This window comes from Mycobacterium sp. Soil_C_30, assembly GCF_057656995.1.
On sequence record NZ_JBDGJH010000015.1, the window covers coordinates 144779 to 162023 of the forward strand.

17 protein-coding genes are annotated in these 17245 nt (G+C 67.6%); 7 read left to right on the forward strand and 10 right to left on the reverse strand.

Features of this window, described 5'->3' with window-relative positions:
- Positions 1-11: 11 nt before the first annotated feature.
- Genes AC3A6P_RS24755 through AC3A6P_RS24765 form a run of 3 tightly spaced genes read right to left on the reverse strand, consistent with a single transcriptional unit; the run spans position 12 to position 2676 of the window.
- Positions 12-800, reverse strand: coding sequence for an ABC transporter permease (locus AC3A6P_RS24755; protein ID WP_487694557.1), 789 nt, complete (start codon positions 798-800; stop codon positions 12-14).
- A complete protein-coding gene (locus AC3A6P_RS24760; protein ID WP_487694558.1) occupies positions 797-1600 on the reverse strand; it encodes an ABC transporter permease in 804 nt (267 codons plus the stop codon). Before AC3A6P_RS24760 ends, AC3A6P_RS24755 begins: the two co-directional genes overlap by 4 nt.
- The gene (locus AC3A6P_RS24765) at positions 1597-2676 is read right to left on the reverse strand and encodes an ABC transporter substrate-binding protein (RefSeq protein ID WP_487694560.1); all 1080 of its coding nucleotides are present in this window, start codon (positions 2674-2676) and stop codon (positions 1597-1599) included. Before AC3A6P_RS24765 ends, AC3A6P_RS24760 begins: the two co-directional genes overlap by 4 nt.
- Before the next feature lie 106 nt (positions 2677-2782).
- Between AC3A6P_RS24765 and AC3A6P_RS24770 the strand changes: the two genes are divergently transcribed.
- Positions 2783-4495, forward strand: coding sequence for a helix-turn-helix domain-containing protein (locus tag AC3A6P_RS24770; RefSeq protein ID WP_487694562.1), 1713 nt, complete (start codon positions 2783-2785; stop codon positions 4493-4495).
- 12 nt (positions 4496-4507) lie between these two features.
- A complete protein-coding gene (locus AC3A6P_RS24775) occupies positions 4508-4957 on the forward strand; it encodes a nitroreductase family deazaflavin-dependent oxidoreductase (RefSeq protein ID WP_487694563.1) in 450 nt (149 codons plus the stop codon).
- Here AC3A6P_RS24775 and AC3A6P_RS24780 read toward each other — a convergent pair.
- Complete coding sequence (locus AC3A6P_RS24780; protein WP_487694565.1) at positions 4941-5990, reverse strand: LLM class flavin-dependent oxidoreductase; 1050 nt, start codon at positions 5988-5990, stop codon at positions 4941-4943. The genes AC3A6P_RS24775 and AC3A6P_RS24780 overlap by 17 nt on opposite strands.
- Before the next feature lie 66 nt (positions 5991-6056).
- Positions 6057-6881, reverse strand: a complete 825-nt coding sequence (locus AC3A6P_RS24785) for a uracil-DNA glycosylase (RefSeq protein ID WP_487694567.1) — start codon at positions 6879-6881, stop codon at positions 6057-6059.
- Positions 6882-7070: 189 nt separating this feature from the next.
- Between AC3A6P_RS24785 and tap the strand changes: the two genes are divergently transcribed.
- Positions 7071-8303 carry a multidrug efflux MFS transporter Tap gene (tap, locus tag AC3A6P_RS24790; protein WP_487694569.1) on the forward strand — a complete coding sequence of 411 codons (1233 nt, stop codon included), beginning with the start codon at positions 7071-7073 and terminating at the stop codon, positions 8301-8303.
- A gap of 10 nt (positions 8304-8313) precedes the next feature.
- The gene (locus tag AC3A6P_RS24795) at positions 8314-9681 is read left to right on the forward strand and encodes an FAD-binding oxidoreductase (RefSeq protein WP_487694571.1); all 1368 of its coding nucleotides are present in this window, start codon (positions 8314-8316) and stop codon (positions 9679-9681) included.
- Here AC3A6P_RS24795 and AC3A6P_RS24800 read toward each other — a convergent pair.
- A complete protein-coding gene (locus AC3A6P_RS24800) occupies positions 9629-10387 on the reverse strand; it encodes a YwaF family protein (protein WP_487694573.1) in 759 nt (252 codons plus the stop codon). The genes AC3A6P_RS24795 and AC3A6P_RS24800 overlap by 53 nt on opposite strands.
- A 98-nt stretch (positions 10388-10485) precedes the next feature.
- Between AC3A6P_RS24800 and AC3A6P_RS24805 the strand changes: the two genes are divergently transcribed.
- A complete protein-coding gene (locus AC3A6P_RS24805) occupies positions 10486-11694 on the forward strand; it encodes a cytochrome P450 (protein WP_487694575.1) in 1209 nt (402 codons plus the stop codon).
- Positions 11694-12281: a TetR/AcrR family transcriptional regulator gene (locus tag AC3A6P_RS24810; RefSeq protein ID WP_487694577.1), complete on the forward strand. Its 588-nt coding sequence runs from the start codon at positions 11694-11696 to the stop codon at positions 12279-12281. The genes AC3A6P_RS24805 and AC3A6P_RS24810 overlap by 1 nt, the downstream gene beginning before the upstream one ends.
- Here the strand turns inward: AC3A6P_RS24810 and AC3A6P_RS24815 are convergent.
- The 4 genes from AC3A6P_RS24815 to AC3A6P_RS24830 form a co-directional block, all read right to left on the reverse strand.
- On the reverse strand, positions 12271-12699 hold the full coding sequence (locus AC3A6P_RS24815; protein ID WP_487694579.1) for a hypothetical protein: 429 nt from the start codon (positions 12697-12699) through the stop codon (positions 12271-12273). The two genes, AC3A6P_RS24810 and AC3A6P_RS24815, sit on opposite strands and share 11 nt — an antisense overlap.
- 35 nt (positions 12700-12734) lie before the next feature.
- Positions 12735-13451, reverse strand: a complete 717-nt coding sequence (locus AC3A6P_RS24820) for a siderophore-interacting protein (RefSeq protein WP_487694580.1) — start codon at positions 13449-13451, stop codon at positions 12735-12737.
- Positions 13452-13563: 112 nt separating this feature from the next.
- The gene (locus tag AC3A6P_RS24825; protein ID WP_487694582.1) at positions 13564-14703 is read right to left on the reverse strand and encodes an acyltransferase family protein; all 1140 of its coding nucleotides are present in this window, start codon (positions 14701-14703) and stop codon (positions 13564-13566) included.
- The gene (locus tag AC3A6P_RS24830) at positions 14700-16424 is read right to left on the reverse strand and encodes a DEAD/DEAH box helicase (RefSeq protein WP_487694584.1); all 1725 of its coding nucleotides are present in this window, start codon (positions 16422-16424) and stop codon (positions 14700-14702) included. Before AC3A6P_RS24830 ends, AC3A6P_RS24825 begins: the two co-directional genes overlap by 4 nt.
- Positions 16425-16515: 91 nt before the next feature.
- Between AC3A6P_RS24830 and AC3A6P_RS24835 the strand changes: the two genes are divergently transcribed.
- On the forward strand, positions 16516-17100 hold the full coding sequence (locus tag AC3A6P_RS24835; protein ID WP_487694585.1) for an LppP/LprE family lipoprotein: 585 nt from the start codon (positions 16516-16518) through the stop codon (positions 17098-17100).
- Positions 17101-17245 lie beyond the last annotated feature (145 nt).

Below are 17245 nucleotides of genomic sequence, written 5' to 3' on the forward strand. Positions count from 1 at the left end.
TTTTCTCTCTTTCAGACCGTGCGCCAGCGGGTGGCGTACTTCTCGATGGGGCCGAGGATCAGCAGGTCGGCGATGACGAGGGCGAGGATGAACACCAGCACCCAGGCGAAGAAGCCGTCGAGTTGGTTGGCGTCATACCAGTACCGCGAACGCCATCCGACACCGGAGGTGGAACCGAACCACTCGGCCAGCAGCAGGCCGTTCCAGGCGCTCATGATGGCGAACCGGACCGCCGCGACGGTGGACCCGGCGACCGCCGGCGCCACGATGTGGCGCAGTACATAGGATCGCGAAACACCGAAAGAGCGTGCCATCAGGACCAATTCGGCAGGGACCGCGCGGGTGGCTTTGGCGATGTTGACGATGACGAACGGCAATCCGGACAGGAACACCGTCACCACCGGGGTGAGCCAGCCGAACCCGAACCACATGGTGGTCAGCAGCGCCCAGATGACGGCGGGGATGGCCAGCGCCGCGGCGTTGAGATCGGAGAAGGCCAGATCGGCCAGCTTCGACATTCCCATCAGGACACCGATCGCGGTACCGACCACCAGCGCGAGCGCCAGCCCGAGCAGGAACCGGTTCATGCTCAGAGCGAGGTTGTGCCACAGTTCGCCGACGGCGGCCTCACTGGCCAGGCGCTCGACCGACTGCGCCGGTGAGGGCACCCGGTTCCCGACGATCACCGCGATCTGCCAGACGGCCAGGATGCTCAGCAGTGAGGCGATGATCGCGACCGCCGAGGAGCCCTGCGCTTTGAGGTGGCGCTGCCACTTGCGGGCCGGCATCGTGAGGGTCATGCGAGGTCCTTCCGCCATGCGAAGAAACGGGTCTCGGTGTAGGCGAGGCCGCGCTCGATCAGGATCATGGTGATGATGAAAAGGCCGGTCCAGGCCAGCATGTCGGCCACCTGGAACTCCTGGTAGGCCTTGCGGATCATGAAGCCAACACCGTCGCTGGCGCCGAACACCTCCGTCAGTGCCTCGACCTTCCACGCCATCGCGAAGCCGTAGCGCACCCCGGCGAAGACAAAAGTGGCCAGCGCCGGAAGGTAGAGGTGGCGCAGGACGTCGCGACGGTTGCGCTCGAAGGCCTGGCACATCGCCAGCAGTTTGCCGTCGACCGAGCGCACGCCTTCGGCGACGTTCATGGCGATGAACGGCAGCGCCACCAGCGCCGACACCACGATCGGTCCGCCGGCTCCGACGCCGAAGATCAGCAGGCCGAACACCGCGTAGGTCAGCCCGGGCATGTTGCCGAGCACGAAAAGCGGCAGCGAGAAATAGGACGTCATGAACCTGCTGCGCCCCATCACGAATCCGATGACCAACCCGCCCACCATGGCGATCACGAATCCGGCGGCGATCTTGGCGATGCTGGAGGCGAAATTGGCGAAAGCCTCACCGGATACGGTGATCTCGATGATCTGCTCCAGCACGGCGGCCGGGCGGGGCAGGATCGGGTCGTCGATCCAGGCCGCGATGGCCGCCCACGCGGCCGCCGCGACGATCAGCGCGATACCCGACACCAGCCAGCGTCGGGGACCTCTGGGCGGGCGGTGCACCGACGGTGCCGGCGGCGCCTCGATCGTCTGGGTCACTGCTGGACTCCTTCGGTCGGCAGGAACTGCGGATCGTCGATGTCGTCGCCGATGATCCCGGTGCTGCGCATCAGGTCGAAGATGGAACTCTCGTCGTCGGCCCACTCCTGGTCGAACCGCACCTCGTCGACCACCCAGTCATGGTCGGCGACATACTGTTTCATGAACTCGATGTCCTCCGGTGTGGCAACCGCGAAATGCTGCGGATACTGTTCGATCATCTGGTCGCGGTGGTTCTGCCATTCGGCCAGACCTTGATCCCACAGGTCGAGGAAGGCGGACACTTCGGCCGGATGGTCTTCCACCCAGTCCTTGCGGGCGACGAAGACGTTGCCCATCGGGCCGTCGTGACCGGGTGCGTTGAGTTCGGCGAACAGGTCGGCCGAGGACTTGCCGTCATACAGCGGTCGCACGGCGCCGTCACGCAGTTCGCGGGCCGACAGGTCCGGATAGCAGATGCAGGCGTCGATCTCACCGCGGGCCAACAGATTCGACAGGTTCTGGATGTCGGCGACGACGACCTCGAAATCGGAACCCGACCCTCCCTCGTCCACGAGGTTCATGTCGTGCATCTGCTTGATCAGCGCACTCCACACCAAGGTCCCCGACACGGTGGTGAAAACACCGATGCGCTTGCCTCGCAGATCCTCGACCGACTGCGCGGGATCATCGGTGCGCACCAGGATGCGGCTGCGCTCGGCGTTGTAGCGGCCGATGATGACCGTCTCGCGTTGGGTCTGTTCCTCGAGGTAGGGCACCTCGAACGAGGCGGTGGAGATGATGTCGGCGTGACCGCCTGCGAACAAACCGAATTCGTCCCAGGTGGCGCTGGTCTCGATGGTGTAGCCGGTCTCGTCCTGCCACTCCTGCACCAGCCCGGTGTCGTGCATGTAGTCCCAGATCGGGTCCGGGGCGAAGGTGAAGCGGATCTCGCCGTCGCGGGCGTCCCGCGAGGACGCCGGGCCGCCGAGGCCGGCGGAGCAACCGGTCGCCAAGACCGTCACCGCGGTGGCTGCCAGCGCGACCACCGTTGTGGCCACGCGCCGTGTGGGCCTGATGCCTGTCTCCCGGGGCATAGTCACCTCCTAACATTCCTGTGACGGCTGTCACCGCCTCGCAACACGATGCGTGACCCAGACCACCTCGGGCAATGTCTGCAGATACACACTTAAGGTGGACGATATGTCTACGGACACACACAGGCCTGATGTGCCCCTCGAACGCTGGCTGGACGCCCTGGCGGGTATCGGCGAAGCGGTGGGCGGCGACGAGCCCGTGGCCGACCTGCTGGACCGGGTGGCACGCACCGCCTGCACCCTCCTGGGCTTCGACTTCTGCGCTGTGTTCCTGCCCGACGACAGCGGCCGGGCGTTGACCATCGTCGGCTCACACGGGTTGTCGAGCGACTACATCGCCAAGGTCAACGCCGAGCGCCCGATCCTGCTGGAGACCGCCGACGACGCCGAGGAAGCGCCCACCAGCGTGGCCTTCCGCACCGGCGAGGTGGTGGTGCTGGAGGACATCGAGTCGGTGCCCGGGATCGGGCCGTGGGGCGGGGTTGCCCATGAGCAGGGCTATCGCGCCCTGGTATCGGTGCCGCTGCGCCGCGGCGGCCGCGTGGTGGGCGCGCTCAACGGGTATCACGCCGCCCCGCACCGTTTCGACCACGCCGAGATCAGCCTGGTGAACGCGATGGCCACCCAGGTGGCCATCGCCCTGGGCACCGCGCAACTGCGCGCCAGCGAGCAGAACACCATTCGCGAACTCCGCCGCGCGGAGGAGGTGCACGCCCTGCTCACCGCCACCGCGTTGCGCGGCGAGGGCGTTGCCGGGGTGGCGGCCGCGCTGGCCGAACTGCTGGGCCGCGACGTGCTGATCGAAGACGTCTATGGCGAGAAGCTGGCCGGCACCTCCGGTCCGGCGAGTCTGGCCGAGGGTTTCGAAGTCACCGGCGGGGCGGTGGTCTCCGGCCCAGGCGAGAGCACCGTGGCCGGGGTGGTGCTCGACGGAAACGTGGTGGCGCACATACGGATCGACGCACCTCTGGCGCAGCTGTCCGGTCTCGACGTGCGGGCCGCCGAGCACGCCGCCGTGGTGACCGCCCTGGAACTGCTGCGCGCCCGCACCGCCGCGGAGGTGGAACAGCGACTGCGCGGCTCGCTGGTCTCCGACCTGCTGGGTACCGAGGGCGCCGACCTCGTGGCGCTGCTGGATCGAGCGCGTCGGCTCGGCTGGGACCTTTCCGGGAACCAGCATCTGGTCGCGGTGCGGTGCGTCGAGAAACGCGGAACGGGGGCGCGGGTCTTGGCGGCAGCGGACCGTCTGGTGGCCCGGGTGTCACCGCGGCCGCTGGCCGCGATCTACCGCGGCGATCTGGTGCTGGTGTGGTCACCGGCCGCAGGCGATGTCGCCGTCTTCGCCGCACAGGTGGTGGGAGCGCTGGTCGCCGCAGGCGCGGTCACTCACGCGTTCGCCGGCGTCACGGGTGCGGAATCGCCGGCAGGTCTGCCGGGGTTGTTCCGCACGTTGCGCGGGGCGCTCGACCTGGCCGGGGACGGCGACGGCGTGATCGACCTGCGGGAGGTCATGATCGACCATCTGCTGCTGCAACTCGACGACCCCGCCGCGCTGCGCGACTTCGCCCGTTCGACGCTGGGTGCCGCGCTCGATTACGACGACGCGCACGACACCGAACTGCTGCGCACCGCCCGGGTCCTGCTGGATCACGAACTCGACCGGCGAGCAGCCGCAGCCGCACTGCATCTGCATCCCAACACCGTCGCCCAACGCGTGCGGCGGTTGGAGGGGCTGACCGGGTTACGGTTGGCCAGGCCGCGTGACCTGCTGCGCCTGACCTCCGCGCTGACCGTGGCACGCATCGTCGGGATGGGCTGACAGACTGGCCTCATGAGCCTGTCCCCAGTGGAGAAGATCGGCCTGCGGTTACTGCGGGTGCACGATTTCGTCTACCAGAAGTCCGGTGGCCGCATCGGCCATCACATCCCCGGCGCTCCCCCGAGCCTGCTGTTGCATTCGGTGGGCGCCAAGACCGGTGCCGCACGGGTCAACACGCTGACGTACGCCCGCGACGGCGAGCGATACCTGATCGTCGCCTCCAACGGAGGGGCCAACCGGTACCCGGCCTGGTATCACAACCTCAAGGCGCACCCGGACGTCGAGATCAACGTGGGGCCGCAGCGGTTCGCGGTACACGCCGAGATCCTGCTGCCCGACGACGCTGACTACCCGCGGCTCTGGAAACTGGTGAACGCCAACAACTCTGACCGCTACACCAATTACCAGAAGCGGACCGACCGGCCCATCGCCATCATCGCGCTGACTAGAACAGCTCCTTAGCGAGGAGCTCGAGCGTGGTCTCGCGGGCCGGCGCGGTGGCGGCGTCGGTACCGCGGAAGGCGGATCCGACGGGGTTGATCATCACCTCGTCGACACCGAAATGCTCGGCCACCTCACGCACCTGGTCGGCGGCTTCGGCCGGTGCGCCCACCACGGCGCGGGCGCGGCCGTCCTCGATGATGGCGCTCTCCTGCGCGGTGAACTGCAGACCTTCGGCGTCCTCGACGAGATCGAGTGCACGCAAGGGCTTTCCGGTGCGCAGTGTGGCCATCATCACCAGCTGCGGCAGAAGCAGCGCCTCAGCTTCCTCGCGGGTGGGCGCCACGGAGGCGTTGACGGTCATGAACGTGACGGGCTCGGCCGCCAGGTCGCTGGGCTGGAACTCTTCCCGGTAGACGGCCAGCGCCTCTTCGGTGCCCTGGCCGGCGAAGTGGTGGGCGAAGACGTACGGCAGACCCTTGGCTGCGGCCAAGTGCGCGGAGTACATCGACGAACCCAACAGCCACAGCCGCGGCTCGCTGGCCGCTGCCGGGGTGGCTTTGAGAATGTACTCGGGGCGCATCAGCTGGCGCGGCAATTCCACGCGGACGCCGCCCGAGCCCATCATGGCGGCCACCTCATCGAGGTAGCGCGGGAAGTTCTGGATGTCGGAATCGTCGCGGCCGGCGGCGCCTCTGAGCGCGACGGAGGTGACGGGATCCGAACCGGGGGCGCGGCCGATGCCGAGATCAACACGTCCCGGTGCGGCGGCTTCCAGCAGTGCGAACTGCTCGGCGACGGCCAGCGGCGCGTGGTTGGGCAGCATCACCCCGCCGGAGCCCAGCCGGATCTGGTCGGTCTGACCTGCCAGATAGGCCAGCACGACGGGCGGGCTGGTGGCCGCGACGGCCGGCATGTTGTGGTGTTCGGCCACCCAGTAACGGGTGTAACCCAGCCGGTCGGCGGTCTGCGCCAGCCGGACCGTGGCGGCCAGCGCGTGGGCAGTGGTTTGGTCGGCGCGGACGGGGACGAGATCGAGCACAGAAAGCCGCATAACTCTTACCAACACCACCAACTCCCCTTTTATTGCGATTTCGGCGCGTTGATAACCGCTCAGCGGTTACTTCCGCGCCGAAATCGCAGAAGCCCGGGTGAAAACCTCGTCGAGCATGGCCGGGGTGAGCCGGCCCGTGAACATGTTCTGCTGGCTGGGGTGATAGCAGCCCAGCAGCTGCAGGCCCGGCTTCAGATCGACCAGCACGTTGTGGCCGAACTTGGGTCGAGACGTCTCCCCCACCATCGACAGCGCCACCTGCCAGGCGAACCCGCCCAAAGCGACCACCACACGCACGTGTTTGCCGATGAACGCCCACTCCGCGGCCAGCCACGGCGCACACGTCGTCCGCTCAGCCGGGGTGGGCGCATTGCCCGGCGGCGCGCACCGCACCGGCGAGCCGATGCGAATTCCGTTGGCCTGCAACCCGTCTGCGGCATCCGCGCTGGTCGGCTGGTTGACCAGCCCGGCCCGGTGCAGCGCCGCGAACAGCTGATCGCCAGAGCGGTCACCGGTGAAGATCCGGCCCGTGCGGTTGGCGCCGTTGGCCGCCGGCGCCAACCCGACGACGAAGATCCGCGGCCGCGCCGCACCCCACCCTGGCACCGGCCGCCCCCAGTACGGCTGGTCGATGAACGACCGCCGCTTGACGACCGCGACCTCCTCGCGCCACTCCACCAGCCGCGGGCAGGCCCTGCACACACTGATCGCCGCGTCCAGCTGCCGCAGGGTCGTGGCCTCGGCAGCCAGCTGCGACACGGCCTGAGCGTCGACGGCCACCGGGGTGGTGCGGCGGGCCGGGTCACCGGGCCAGCCGCGGCCGGGCGGTACCGGTGAGGGGAACAGCTTGCCGGTGCGGGGGTGTTCGAGCAGCACCCGTCCATGGTGCATGCGCGCGCCGGCGACCGATGCAGAGCGAGGAACGAGCGATGAGGAGGAGCGGCGCCAGAAACCGCGCCGGCGACCGATGCAGAGCGAGGAACGAGCGATGAGGAGGAGCGGCGCCAAAAACCGCGCCGGCAAGCAGCGCCGAAAAATCCAGCGCGTTGAGCGGACGTGCGCTGCTAGATTCAGCGCGCCATGGCCACCAACACGAAGCGCGGACCGGTGTTCACCATCCTGTTCGCCGCGCTGATGGCCGGTACCGGCAACGGCATCTCGATGGTCGCGTTCCCGTGGCTGGTGCTGCAGCGCAACGGCTCGGCAGTCGACGCCTCGATCGTGGCGATGGCGGGCACGCTACCGCTGCTCATTGCGACGCTGATCGCCGGCGCCGCGGTGGACTACCTGGGCCGGCGACGGGTGTCGATGATCTCCGACGTCTTGTCGGCGCTGTCCGTGGCGACCGTTCCGGTTCTGGCGCTGAGCTTCGGCGTGGACACCATCAACGTCGCCGTGCTGGCGGTGCTCGCCGCCTTCGGCGCGTTCTTCGACCCGGCCGGGATGACCGCCCGCGAAACGATGCTGCCCGAGGCCGCCACCCGCGCCGGCTGGACGCTGGATCACGCCAACTCGGTCTACGAGGCGATCTTCAACCTCGCTTACATCGTCGGCCCCGGTATCGGCGGGCTGCTGATCGCCACCATCGGCGGCATCAACACCATGTGGGTGACGGCCGGGGCGTTCGTGTTGTCGATCGCGGCCATCCTGACCCTGCGCCTGGAAGGTGCGGGCAAGCCGGACCTGGACCACCTGCCCGGCAACGTCTGGGCCGGCATCGTCGAGGGCCTGAGGTTCGTCTGGAACAACAAAGTGCTGCGCGGGCTGGCGTTCGTCGACCTCACCGTCACCGGGCTCTACATGCCGATGGAAAGCGTGCTGTTTCCGAAGTACTTCACCGACCGCAACGAACCGGCGCACCTGGGCTGGGTGTTGATGGCGTTGTCGATCGGCGGGCTGATCGGCGCACTCGGGTATGCGGTGTGGTCGAAGTACTCGAGCAAGCGCGCGATCATGCTGACCGCGGTCCTGACCCTCGGTGTCGCGATGACGGTGATCGCGTTCCTGCCCCCACTGCCGGTGATCCTGGTGCTGTGCGCGATCGTCGGCCTGGTGTACGGGCCGATCGCGCCGATCTACAACTTCGTGATGCAGACCCGCGCGCCGCAGCACCTGCGCGGCCGGGTGGTCGGCGTGATGGGATCGCTGGCCTACGCGGCGGGCCCGCTCGGACTGATCATCGCCGGTCCGCTGGCCGACGCCGCCGGGCTGCAGGCCACCTTCCTGGCATTGTCGCTGCCCATGCTGGTCATCGGGGTGATCGCGGTGTTCATGACCTCGCTGCGGGAACTGGACCGCACCCCCGACCCCTAGGATCGTCAGTGTGACCCACAGCACGATTTCTGACTTGGCCGCACAACTGCCCGAGGGAACCGTCGTCACCGACCCCGACATCGTGGCGTCCTACCGCCAGGACCGGGCGCTGGATCCCGATGCGGGCACGGCGATGGCGGTGGTCCGCCCGCGTTGCACCGAGGAGGTGCAGACCGTCCTGCGCTGGGCCACCCAGAACCGTGTGGCGGTGGTGCCGCGGGGCGCGGGCACCGGGCTCTCCGGTGGGTCGACCGCCGTCAACGGCGGCATCGTGCTCTCGACCGAGAAGATGCGCGACATCACCGTCGACCCCGTGACGCGCACCGCCGTCGTCCAACCGGGACTGCTCAACGCCGAGGTCAAGAAGGCCGTCGCCGAATACGGACTCTGGTATCCGCCGGACCCGTCGTCGTTCGAGATCTGCAGCATCGGCGGCAACATCGCCACCAACGCCGGCGGGCTGTGCTGCGTGAAGTACGGCGTAACCACCGACTATGTGCTGGGGCTACAGGTGGTCCTGGCCGACGGCACCGCGGTGCGTCTCGGTGGCCCGCGGCTGAAAGACGTTGCGGGACTGAGCCTGACGAAGTTGTTCGTGGGCAGCGAGGGCACACTCGGTGTGATCACCGAGGTGACGTTGCGGTTGCTGCCCCCGCAGCCGCACGCGTGCACCGTGGTGGCATCGTTTGCCTCCGTGCGAGCGGCCTGCGACGCGGTGGGCACCATCAGCGCCAAGATCCGCCCCGCCATGCTCGAGTTCATGGACGCCGTGGCGATCAACGCCGTCGAGGACAAGCTCAAGATGGGCCTGGATCGAACGGCGGCGGCGATGCTGGTGGCCCAGTCCGACGAGCGAGGCCCCACCGGCGCCGAGGACACGGAGTTCATGGCGGCTGTTTTCACCGAATACGGTGCCACCGAGGTGTTCTCGACCGCCGACCCCGAGGAGGGCCAGGCGTTTGTCGCTGCCCGCCGCTTCGCCATCCCCGCCGTCGAGGCCAAGGGTTCGCTGCTCCTCGAAGATGTCGGGGTTCCCCTGTCCGCGCTGGCCGACCTGGTGGCCGACATCGAGAAGATGGCCGCCGACACCGGGTTGATGATCTCGGTGATCGCCCACGCCGGCGACGGCAACACCCACCCGCTGATCGTCTACAACCCCGCCGACGCCGCCGAAACCGAGCGTGCCAACAAGGCATTCGGCGACATCATGGATCTCGCGATCAGCCTGGGCGGCACCATCACCGGTGAACACGGGGTGGGCCGGTTGAAGAAGCCCTGGCTGGCCGGATATCTGGGCCCGGAGGCGATGGAGCTCAACCGCCGGATCAAGACCGCGCTCGACCCAGACGGGATCCTGAATCCCGGCGCAGTGGTGTGATCTTCGCGGCGCGTTCCCACGGCCACGTCATCAGCGCCCAGACCACGATCACGATCACGATCTCGGCCACGACGTAGAGCGGCCACGGGCCCAGTACATCCAGCACCGAGGCGGTGGGTGGCTTGCGGCTCAGATAGCCGTAGTTGGTCCCGGTGAGGGTGTTGAACGTCAGCGTGAACGCCACCCAACCGAGAGCCACAATCACCGCCAGCCGGAAGTCGCCCCACTGTGGGCGCCGGCGGCGACCCCAGGTGAGATAGATCGCCGCCCACACTACGAGAACGTGGAGGGTGAAGAAGGTCAGGAACAGGTGGTGCGGGAAGTCGGGCGCACCCTCTTGTGGTGTGCCGATATCCGGTGTCAGCAACGCCTGCGAACTGAGCAGCAGGCCCCAGAAATAGGTGATCCCGAAGGCCCATCGCCGCTGCGACCACAACGCCACGGCGGCAATGAGTTCGGCGATATCGCACAGTTGCAACGGAATCGAGGTCTGCAGGTCGAAGCGGATCGCTTTGTAGATCAGCGCCACCAGGAACGCCGCCAGGATGACCAGGGCGAAACCCCGGCCGAACAGGCGCGCCTGCGCCTCGGTCTGCCGCCGTCCGATCCACACGAGCAGCCCGGCACCGATCGTGAACACGACGAGGACCGCCACGTGCGACGGCCCGTACGCCACAAACTCTCCTGCTGAGAGAATCGTCATCATCAGCTCCCGGTTTTCGCGGCAACATTCTTTCATGCGCCGGGCGCTGTTCGCGGACCGCTGGCATTGACATGTCGCGCCCTCTGTCGTATCCATAAGACATGAAAGCCACTCTGTCTCATGCTCTGCCGGTGCGGTTCGAACTGGCGTCGGCCGATACATGGGCCAACCCCTGGCCGATGTACCGCGCGCTACGCGATACCGATCCCGTGCACCACGTCATGCCCGGCAACAAACCCGACGACGACTACTTCGTGCTGTCCCGGCACGCCGACATCTGGGCGGCAGCCCGTGACCACGAGACGTTCTCCTCGGCGCAAGGCCTGACGGTGAACTACGGCGAACTGGAAATGATCGGCCTGCAGGACAATCCGCCGATGGTGATGCAGGACCCGCCGGTGCACACGGCGTTTCGGAAACTGGTGTCCCGCGGTTTCACCCCACGGCAGGTGGAAGCGGTCGAGCCCAAAGTCCGCGAGTACGTCGTAACGCGCATCGAGAAGCTGCGCGCCGAGGGCGGCGGCGATATCGTCGCCGAGCTGTTCAAACCTCTACCGTCGATGGTGGTTGCGCACTATCTCGGGGTGCCCGAGCAGGACCGCGCGCGGTTCGACCGGTGGACCGCGGCGATCGTCGCGGCGAACTCCAGCGACGGCGGGATCGGCGGCGCGCTGGAGACCCTCGGGGAGATGATGAGTTACTTCACCGCGCTGATCGAACGGCGGCGCGTCGAACCGGACGATGACACGGTGTCGCACCTGGTGGCCGCCGAGGTGGACGCTTTCGCGGTGCTGGCGTTCACCTTCACCATGGTCACCGGCGGTAACGACACCACCACCGGAATGCTCGGGGGCTCAGTGCAATTGCTGCACCAGCGTCCCGATCAGCGCCGGCTGCTCGCCGAGAATCCGGACCTGATCCCCGATGCCGTGGACGAGTTCCTGCGGCTGACCTCACCGGTGCAGGGATTGACCCGCACGGCCACCCGCGACGTCACCATCGGCGACACCACCATCCCGCAAGGCCGCCGGGCCCTGTTGCTGTACGGCTCCGGCAACCGCGACGAGCGACAGTACGGCCCGGATGCCGCCGAGCTCGATGTGACGCGCAGGCCTCGCAACATCCTGACGTTCGGCCATGGCGCCCACCACTGCCTGGGCGCCGCAGCCGCCCGCATGCAATCGAGGGTCGCGTTGACCGAATTGCTGACCAGGTGCCCGGATTTCGAGGTCGACGGGTCCGGGATCGTGTGGGCCGGCGGGAGCTATGTCCGGCGTCCGCTGTCGGTGCCGTTCACGGTGAAATCCTGATGGCCGGCAACGACTGGCTGGGCTCGCGCCGCAGCGAGGTGGCCGCCGACCGCATTCTCGACGCGGCGGGTGAGCTGTTCGCCCAGCGCACTCCGGGAGCCGTCGGTATGCATGAAATCGCTTCGGCAGCAGGGTGTTCGCGCGCGACGCTGTACCGGTACTTCGAGAATCGCGAAGCCTTGCACACCGCCTACGTCCATCGCGAGGCCTACGCCCTGCACTCGCGGATGACCGAGAGGATCGCCGAGATCGCCGATCCGCGTGAACGCCTGATCGCCGGTTTCCTCACCTCGCTGGAGCTGGTACGCCAAAGCCCGGCGCTGAGTTCGTGGTTCGCCACCAATGGCACCCCAATCGGGGTGGAGATCGCCGAACAGTCCGATGTCATCAAGGCGATGGGGTCGGCGTTCATCGTCTCGCTCGGCGACGACGACCCCGCGGCCGTCGAGCGGAAAGCCCGGTGGCTGGTCCGGGTCCTGACATCCCTGCTGCTGTTACCCGGGCGCGACGCCGACGACGAGCGCTCGATGGTCGAGGAGTTCCTGGTGCCGATCATGACCCCGGCACCTCACGATGTCAGACAGTGAGCCGCATTTCGGCGCCCGGGTGAGAACTGAGCGTGATCACCACAGCCCCGGGACCCGGCTCGAACACCGCGTTGGCGTAGCCGATGAACCCGTAGTGCCCGTCGATGGTCGACACCGCGGTGATGTCGCCGCTGCCGGAAACTCCGGTGTCGAGGTTGGTCCAGGTGGCCGTCACGGTGAGCGTGCAGGACCCGTCGTAGCGACCGGCGTCGTAGTGGATCGCGACGCGGATGCCGTCGTCGACACGTCCGTCGACCTGCACCGGGGCCACCTGTGAGTCCGCGCTGACGGTGCCCGCGCACGTCGGGGACGCCACCACCGGAACAGCACCGAGGTAGGCGGAGGCGTCAGCCTGAGCGGGCGCGGCCAGCAGCCACGGTGCGGCGAGCAGCGCGGCGACGACACGCAAACGGGTCATGCCCCGGATATCGGCGCGCACTCCGGTTGTGTTAGTCAGACCTGCCAGTAAGCCAGGGCCTTGAGCGACTTCTTCGGGATCGAATACTGCTCGCGGAGCACCTTGGTGACACTGCGGGTGGTGCGGTTGTCGCAGGCGACCCAGCCGAAGTGACCGGAGGCGTCGAACGCCGCGGAGCGCACCGCTTCGACCAGAGCCGCGCCGGCGTCTTTGCGGTCCACCCAGGTGACGTCCGCATCGCCGTGAACGGGCAACCCCCGGTCATCGTCATACCCGGCTTCCAGGAACACCTTGGCTGGGGTGTCGCCGATCGCTTCGAGCAGCGAGTTGATGGCCGGCAGGGACGCGGTGTCACCGACGATCACCCAGCCTGCCGGCGCCGGGGTGGGTAGCTGGAAGTTGCTTCCGAGCACGGTCACCTCGAGCACATCGCCGGGCTCGGCCAGCTGCGCCCACCGCGTGGCCAGGCCGTCGTGCAGGGCGAAGTCGATGTCGACCGTGCCCGCCACCGGGTCGGGGTTGACCAGCGTGTAGCCGCGTTGATGCGACTTGTCCCCGTCGGGAAACCAGCCACGGATCCACATCGTCGGGTGGATGGACCGTTCTTTGAGCAGGTCTCCGGAGTCGAAGTGCAGCCGAAGGTAATGCGGACTGATCTCGGTGCGACCCGTGACGGTCAGCTCGTAATCGCCGCCGCGCCAGAGTTTGACCAACGCGCCGGTCAGCCCACGGGATGGTTTCTGTTCGGCCATGGTTAGGAAGGCTACCCTAACTTGTCGCGGGCGAGGGTTGCTCGGTTCCCGCCGAAACCGACATTTGGCCGGAACGCACTCGCACAAACGGGCCCGTGTGCCGGTTTGGGCGTCAGGTGCGCACGCGGGTGAAACGGTGCAGCAGCCAGGCGACGGGAATGGTGACCACCATGGTGGCCACGAACAGCTGCCACATCGAACCGGTGTAGACCTGCTTGCGCAGCACCTCGACCATCACCAGCTCCATCAGGACCAGGTGCACCAGGAAGATCTCGTAGGAGATCTCCCCCAACCACACCATCGGCCTGCTGGCCAGGAACCGCGAGTACAAGCCGCGGTTGCCCAGTGCCAACGGCGCGATCACCAGCGTCGAGATGACCGCATAGAAGCCGGTCTTGAACAGCGCCTCGTACAACTGCGTCGGCGAAGTGGTCGGTTCACCGCCGATGGGCGTCGACACGATCAGGAAACAGATCAAGGCGATCGGCAACACCAGGAACGCGTAACAGCTCACGCGCATCGCCTGCAGCACCGCCAGCAGCATGCCGCCCAGGAACCACACCAGGTAGGTGGGCAACCACAGCCGAGCGCCGTCGGGCAGGAAGTCCGTGTGATGCACCAGCGTCAACCACAGCGGCGAGATCAGCGCCAGCCCGGCCAGCCCGGCCAGCACCACGCCCGGGCGCCACGCCCGCCGGCACAGCATCACCAGCAGGAAGTAGGCCAGCGCGGGAAGCGCCACGTAGAACGCGGCTTCCACGGCCAGGCTCCACATCTGCGTAAGCCCTTGGTGCAGAAACGAATACAGATAGCTGTCGGTGTAGATCTGGGTGAGCGTCAGGTTGCGGAACAAGCCGTACCAGGTGTGACCGGGATTCGGCCCGGCGGTGCGGAAGTGATACAGCAGATACGCCAGCAGCACCGTCACCACATACGCGGGCATGATCCGTCGCACCCGGTGCCAGGCGTAGCGCTTGACCGAGGGGGATCCGCGACCGGTTGCGGCCGCCTGCACCCACGGCCGGAACAACAGGAACCCCGACAGCGCGAAGAAGATCGGCACGCCGATCTCCATGCGCGAATAGACCAACCCGAGGTAGCCCTGCGGGTACTTGCCCGTCGTGTAGGCCGCGTGCGTGGCCACCACCAGGATGGCGGCCACCGCCCGGATACCGGTCAGCGACGCGACCCGGTCCGCCGTCGAGACCTGTTCCAGGCCGCCGACGGCTTCCGCGTCCCGCGACGTGGTCATTGCGGTTTGCGGGGCTTCTTGAACTTCCCGTCGCGCTTGGGACCCGACCTGCCGCTCGACGAGCGGCCCGGTCCGTCCTCGAGCTGGAGATTGATCAGGTTGCCCTGAATACGTGTTTTCGCCAGCTTCTGCAGCGTCTCGGCGGGCAGGTTCGGCGGCAACTCCACCAGGGAGAACTCCGGCTTGATGGTGATGTGGCCGAAATCGCTGCGGTGCAGCCCACCCTCATTGGCGATGGCGCCGACGATCGCACCGGGCATCACCTTGTGCCGCTTGCCGACCTCGATGCGATAGGTGGCGAACCCACCGTCGCGGCGCATCGGCTTGTCCGGCCGCGGCGGCCGGTCCGGACGCTCGCGGCGCTTCTCCGGCGGTGGCTCCGTCAGCAGGAACTCTTCGCCGTCGCGGCTCTGCAGTGCCAGCGCGGCGGCGATGTCGGCCATCGGCACGTCGTGATCGCGCTCGTAACCCTCGATCAGCTTGCGGAACAACTCGATGCCCGGCTTGGCCAGCGCGTCGGTGATCGAGTCACTGAACTTCTGCACGCGCTTCTCGTTGACGTCGTCCACCGAGGGCAGCTCGGATTCGACCAGCTTTTGCCGGGTGACGCGCTCGATGGCGCCGAGCAGGTGCCGCTCGCGCGGCGTGACGAACAGGAAGGCGGTGCCGGAACGTCCCGCGCGGCCGGTGCGCCCGATGCGGTGCACGTAGGACTCCGGGTCGTGCGGGATGTCGAAGTTCACCACATGGGAGATGCGCTCGACGTCGAGGCCACGGGCAGCCACGTCGGTGGCGACCAGGATGTCGATGGTCCCGTCTTTGAGCTGGGAGATGGTGCGCTCGCGCACCGCCTGCGGGATGTCGCCGTTGATGGCGGAGGCGGCGAACCCGCGGGCCCGCAGCTTCTCGGCCACCTCCTCGGTGGCCTGCTTGGTGCGGACGAACACGATCATCGCGTCACCCTGCTCGACCTCGAGCAGCCGGGTGAGCGCGTCCATCTTGCGCGGATACGACACCTGGAAGTAGCGCTGCGTGATGTTCTCGGCGGTCTGGGTCTTCGACTTGACCGTCACCTCGACGGGGTCGTGCAGGTACTTGGCGGTGATCTTCTTGATCGCGGGCGGCATGGTCGCCGAGAAGAGGGCGACCTGCTTGTACTCCGGGGTTTCGGCGAGAATGCGTTCGACGTCCTCGGCGAAACCCATCTGCAGCATCTCGTCGGCCTCGTCGAGCACCATGTAGTCCAGGTGCGAGAGGTCCAGGCTGCCCTTCTCCAGATGGTCGATCACGCGGCCGGGTGTGCCGACGACGACTTGGGCGCCGCGCTTGAGGCCGGCCAACTGCGGCACGTACGAGGACCCGCCGTATACCGGCAGCACATTGACCCGCAGCTTGGCACCGTAGCGGCTGAACGCCTCGGCCACCTGCAGCGCCAGTTCGCGGGTGGGCGCCAGCACCAGGGCCTGGGTGGCCTTGCTGTCGACGTCGATCTTGGACAGGATCGGGATCGCGAAAGCCGCGGTCTTGCCTGTGCCCGTCTGCGCCAGGCCCACGACGTCGGAGCCGGCCAGCAGCGCTGGGATGGTGGCGGCCTGAATGGCCGACGGGGTTTCATAGCCGACCTCCGCGACCGCCTCGAGCACCGCGGGGTGGATCTGCAGGTCGGCGAAGGTTGCCGGCGCTACCGCGGCGTCGGTCTGGTCGGAATCCGGAGTGGTCATCGGGGTATCAGTCTAGAGCCCGCGAGGACATGCGACGTCCCGGCGGGCGACGGGCGAGCCGGTAGCGTGGCGCGGTGTGTGGTCCAGGTACATGAGGACGGAGACAGCGACGCAGCGCACGCGTCGGCTGATCGGGTACCCGCTGGCCGTGATCGCGGTGGCGATCGCGCCGGCGTGCAGCTCCGGCGACTCCACGGTGGCCAAGACCCCGGAGGCCACGGCCACCAGCCCGGCGCCCCCGCAGACCTCGGCACCCCCGCCGCCCGTGTCGGTGCCACCCACCACCCGCGCACCCGCCGATCCGTGCGCGGTTAACCTGGCCGCGCCCGCGATCGTTGCGGCGGTCTCGGAGCTGCCCAAGGACCCGCGCAGCCAGCAGGGCTGGAACCCCGAGCCGATTGCGGGCAACTACAACGAGTGCGCCCCGCTGTCGGCGATCATCATCAAGGCCAACACCAATGCCGACAACCCGAACACCAGGGCGGTGTTGTTCCACCTGGGCAAGTTCATCCCGACGGGTGTGCCGGACACCTACGGGTTCAACGGCATCGACACCGCGCAGAGCACCGGCGACACCGTGGCCCTCAAGTACGCCAGCGGCATCACCGGCCTGGACAGCATCGTGAAGTTCCGCTGGAACGGCAGCGGCGTGGAGTTGATCGGCAACACCGGCTGAAAGATCAGCTGCCTCCGCCGAGCGCACGCATTTGTACGCGACACGCCGCCAGAACGCGTACGAACACTCTCAGTGTCACAGTGGACGTGCCGCTGTTGCGGTGGTTGGGTCTTTTCACCTGGTGTCTGACTCTTACAAACTCTGC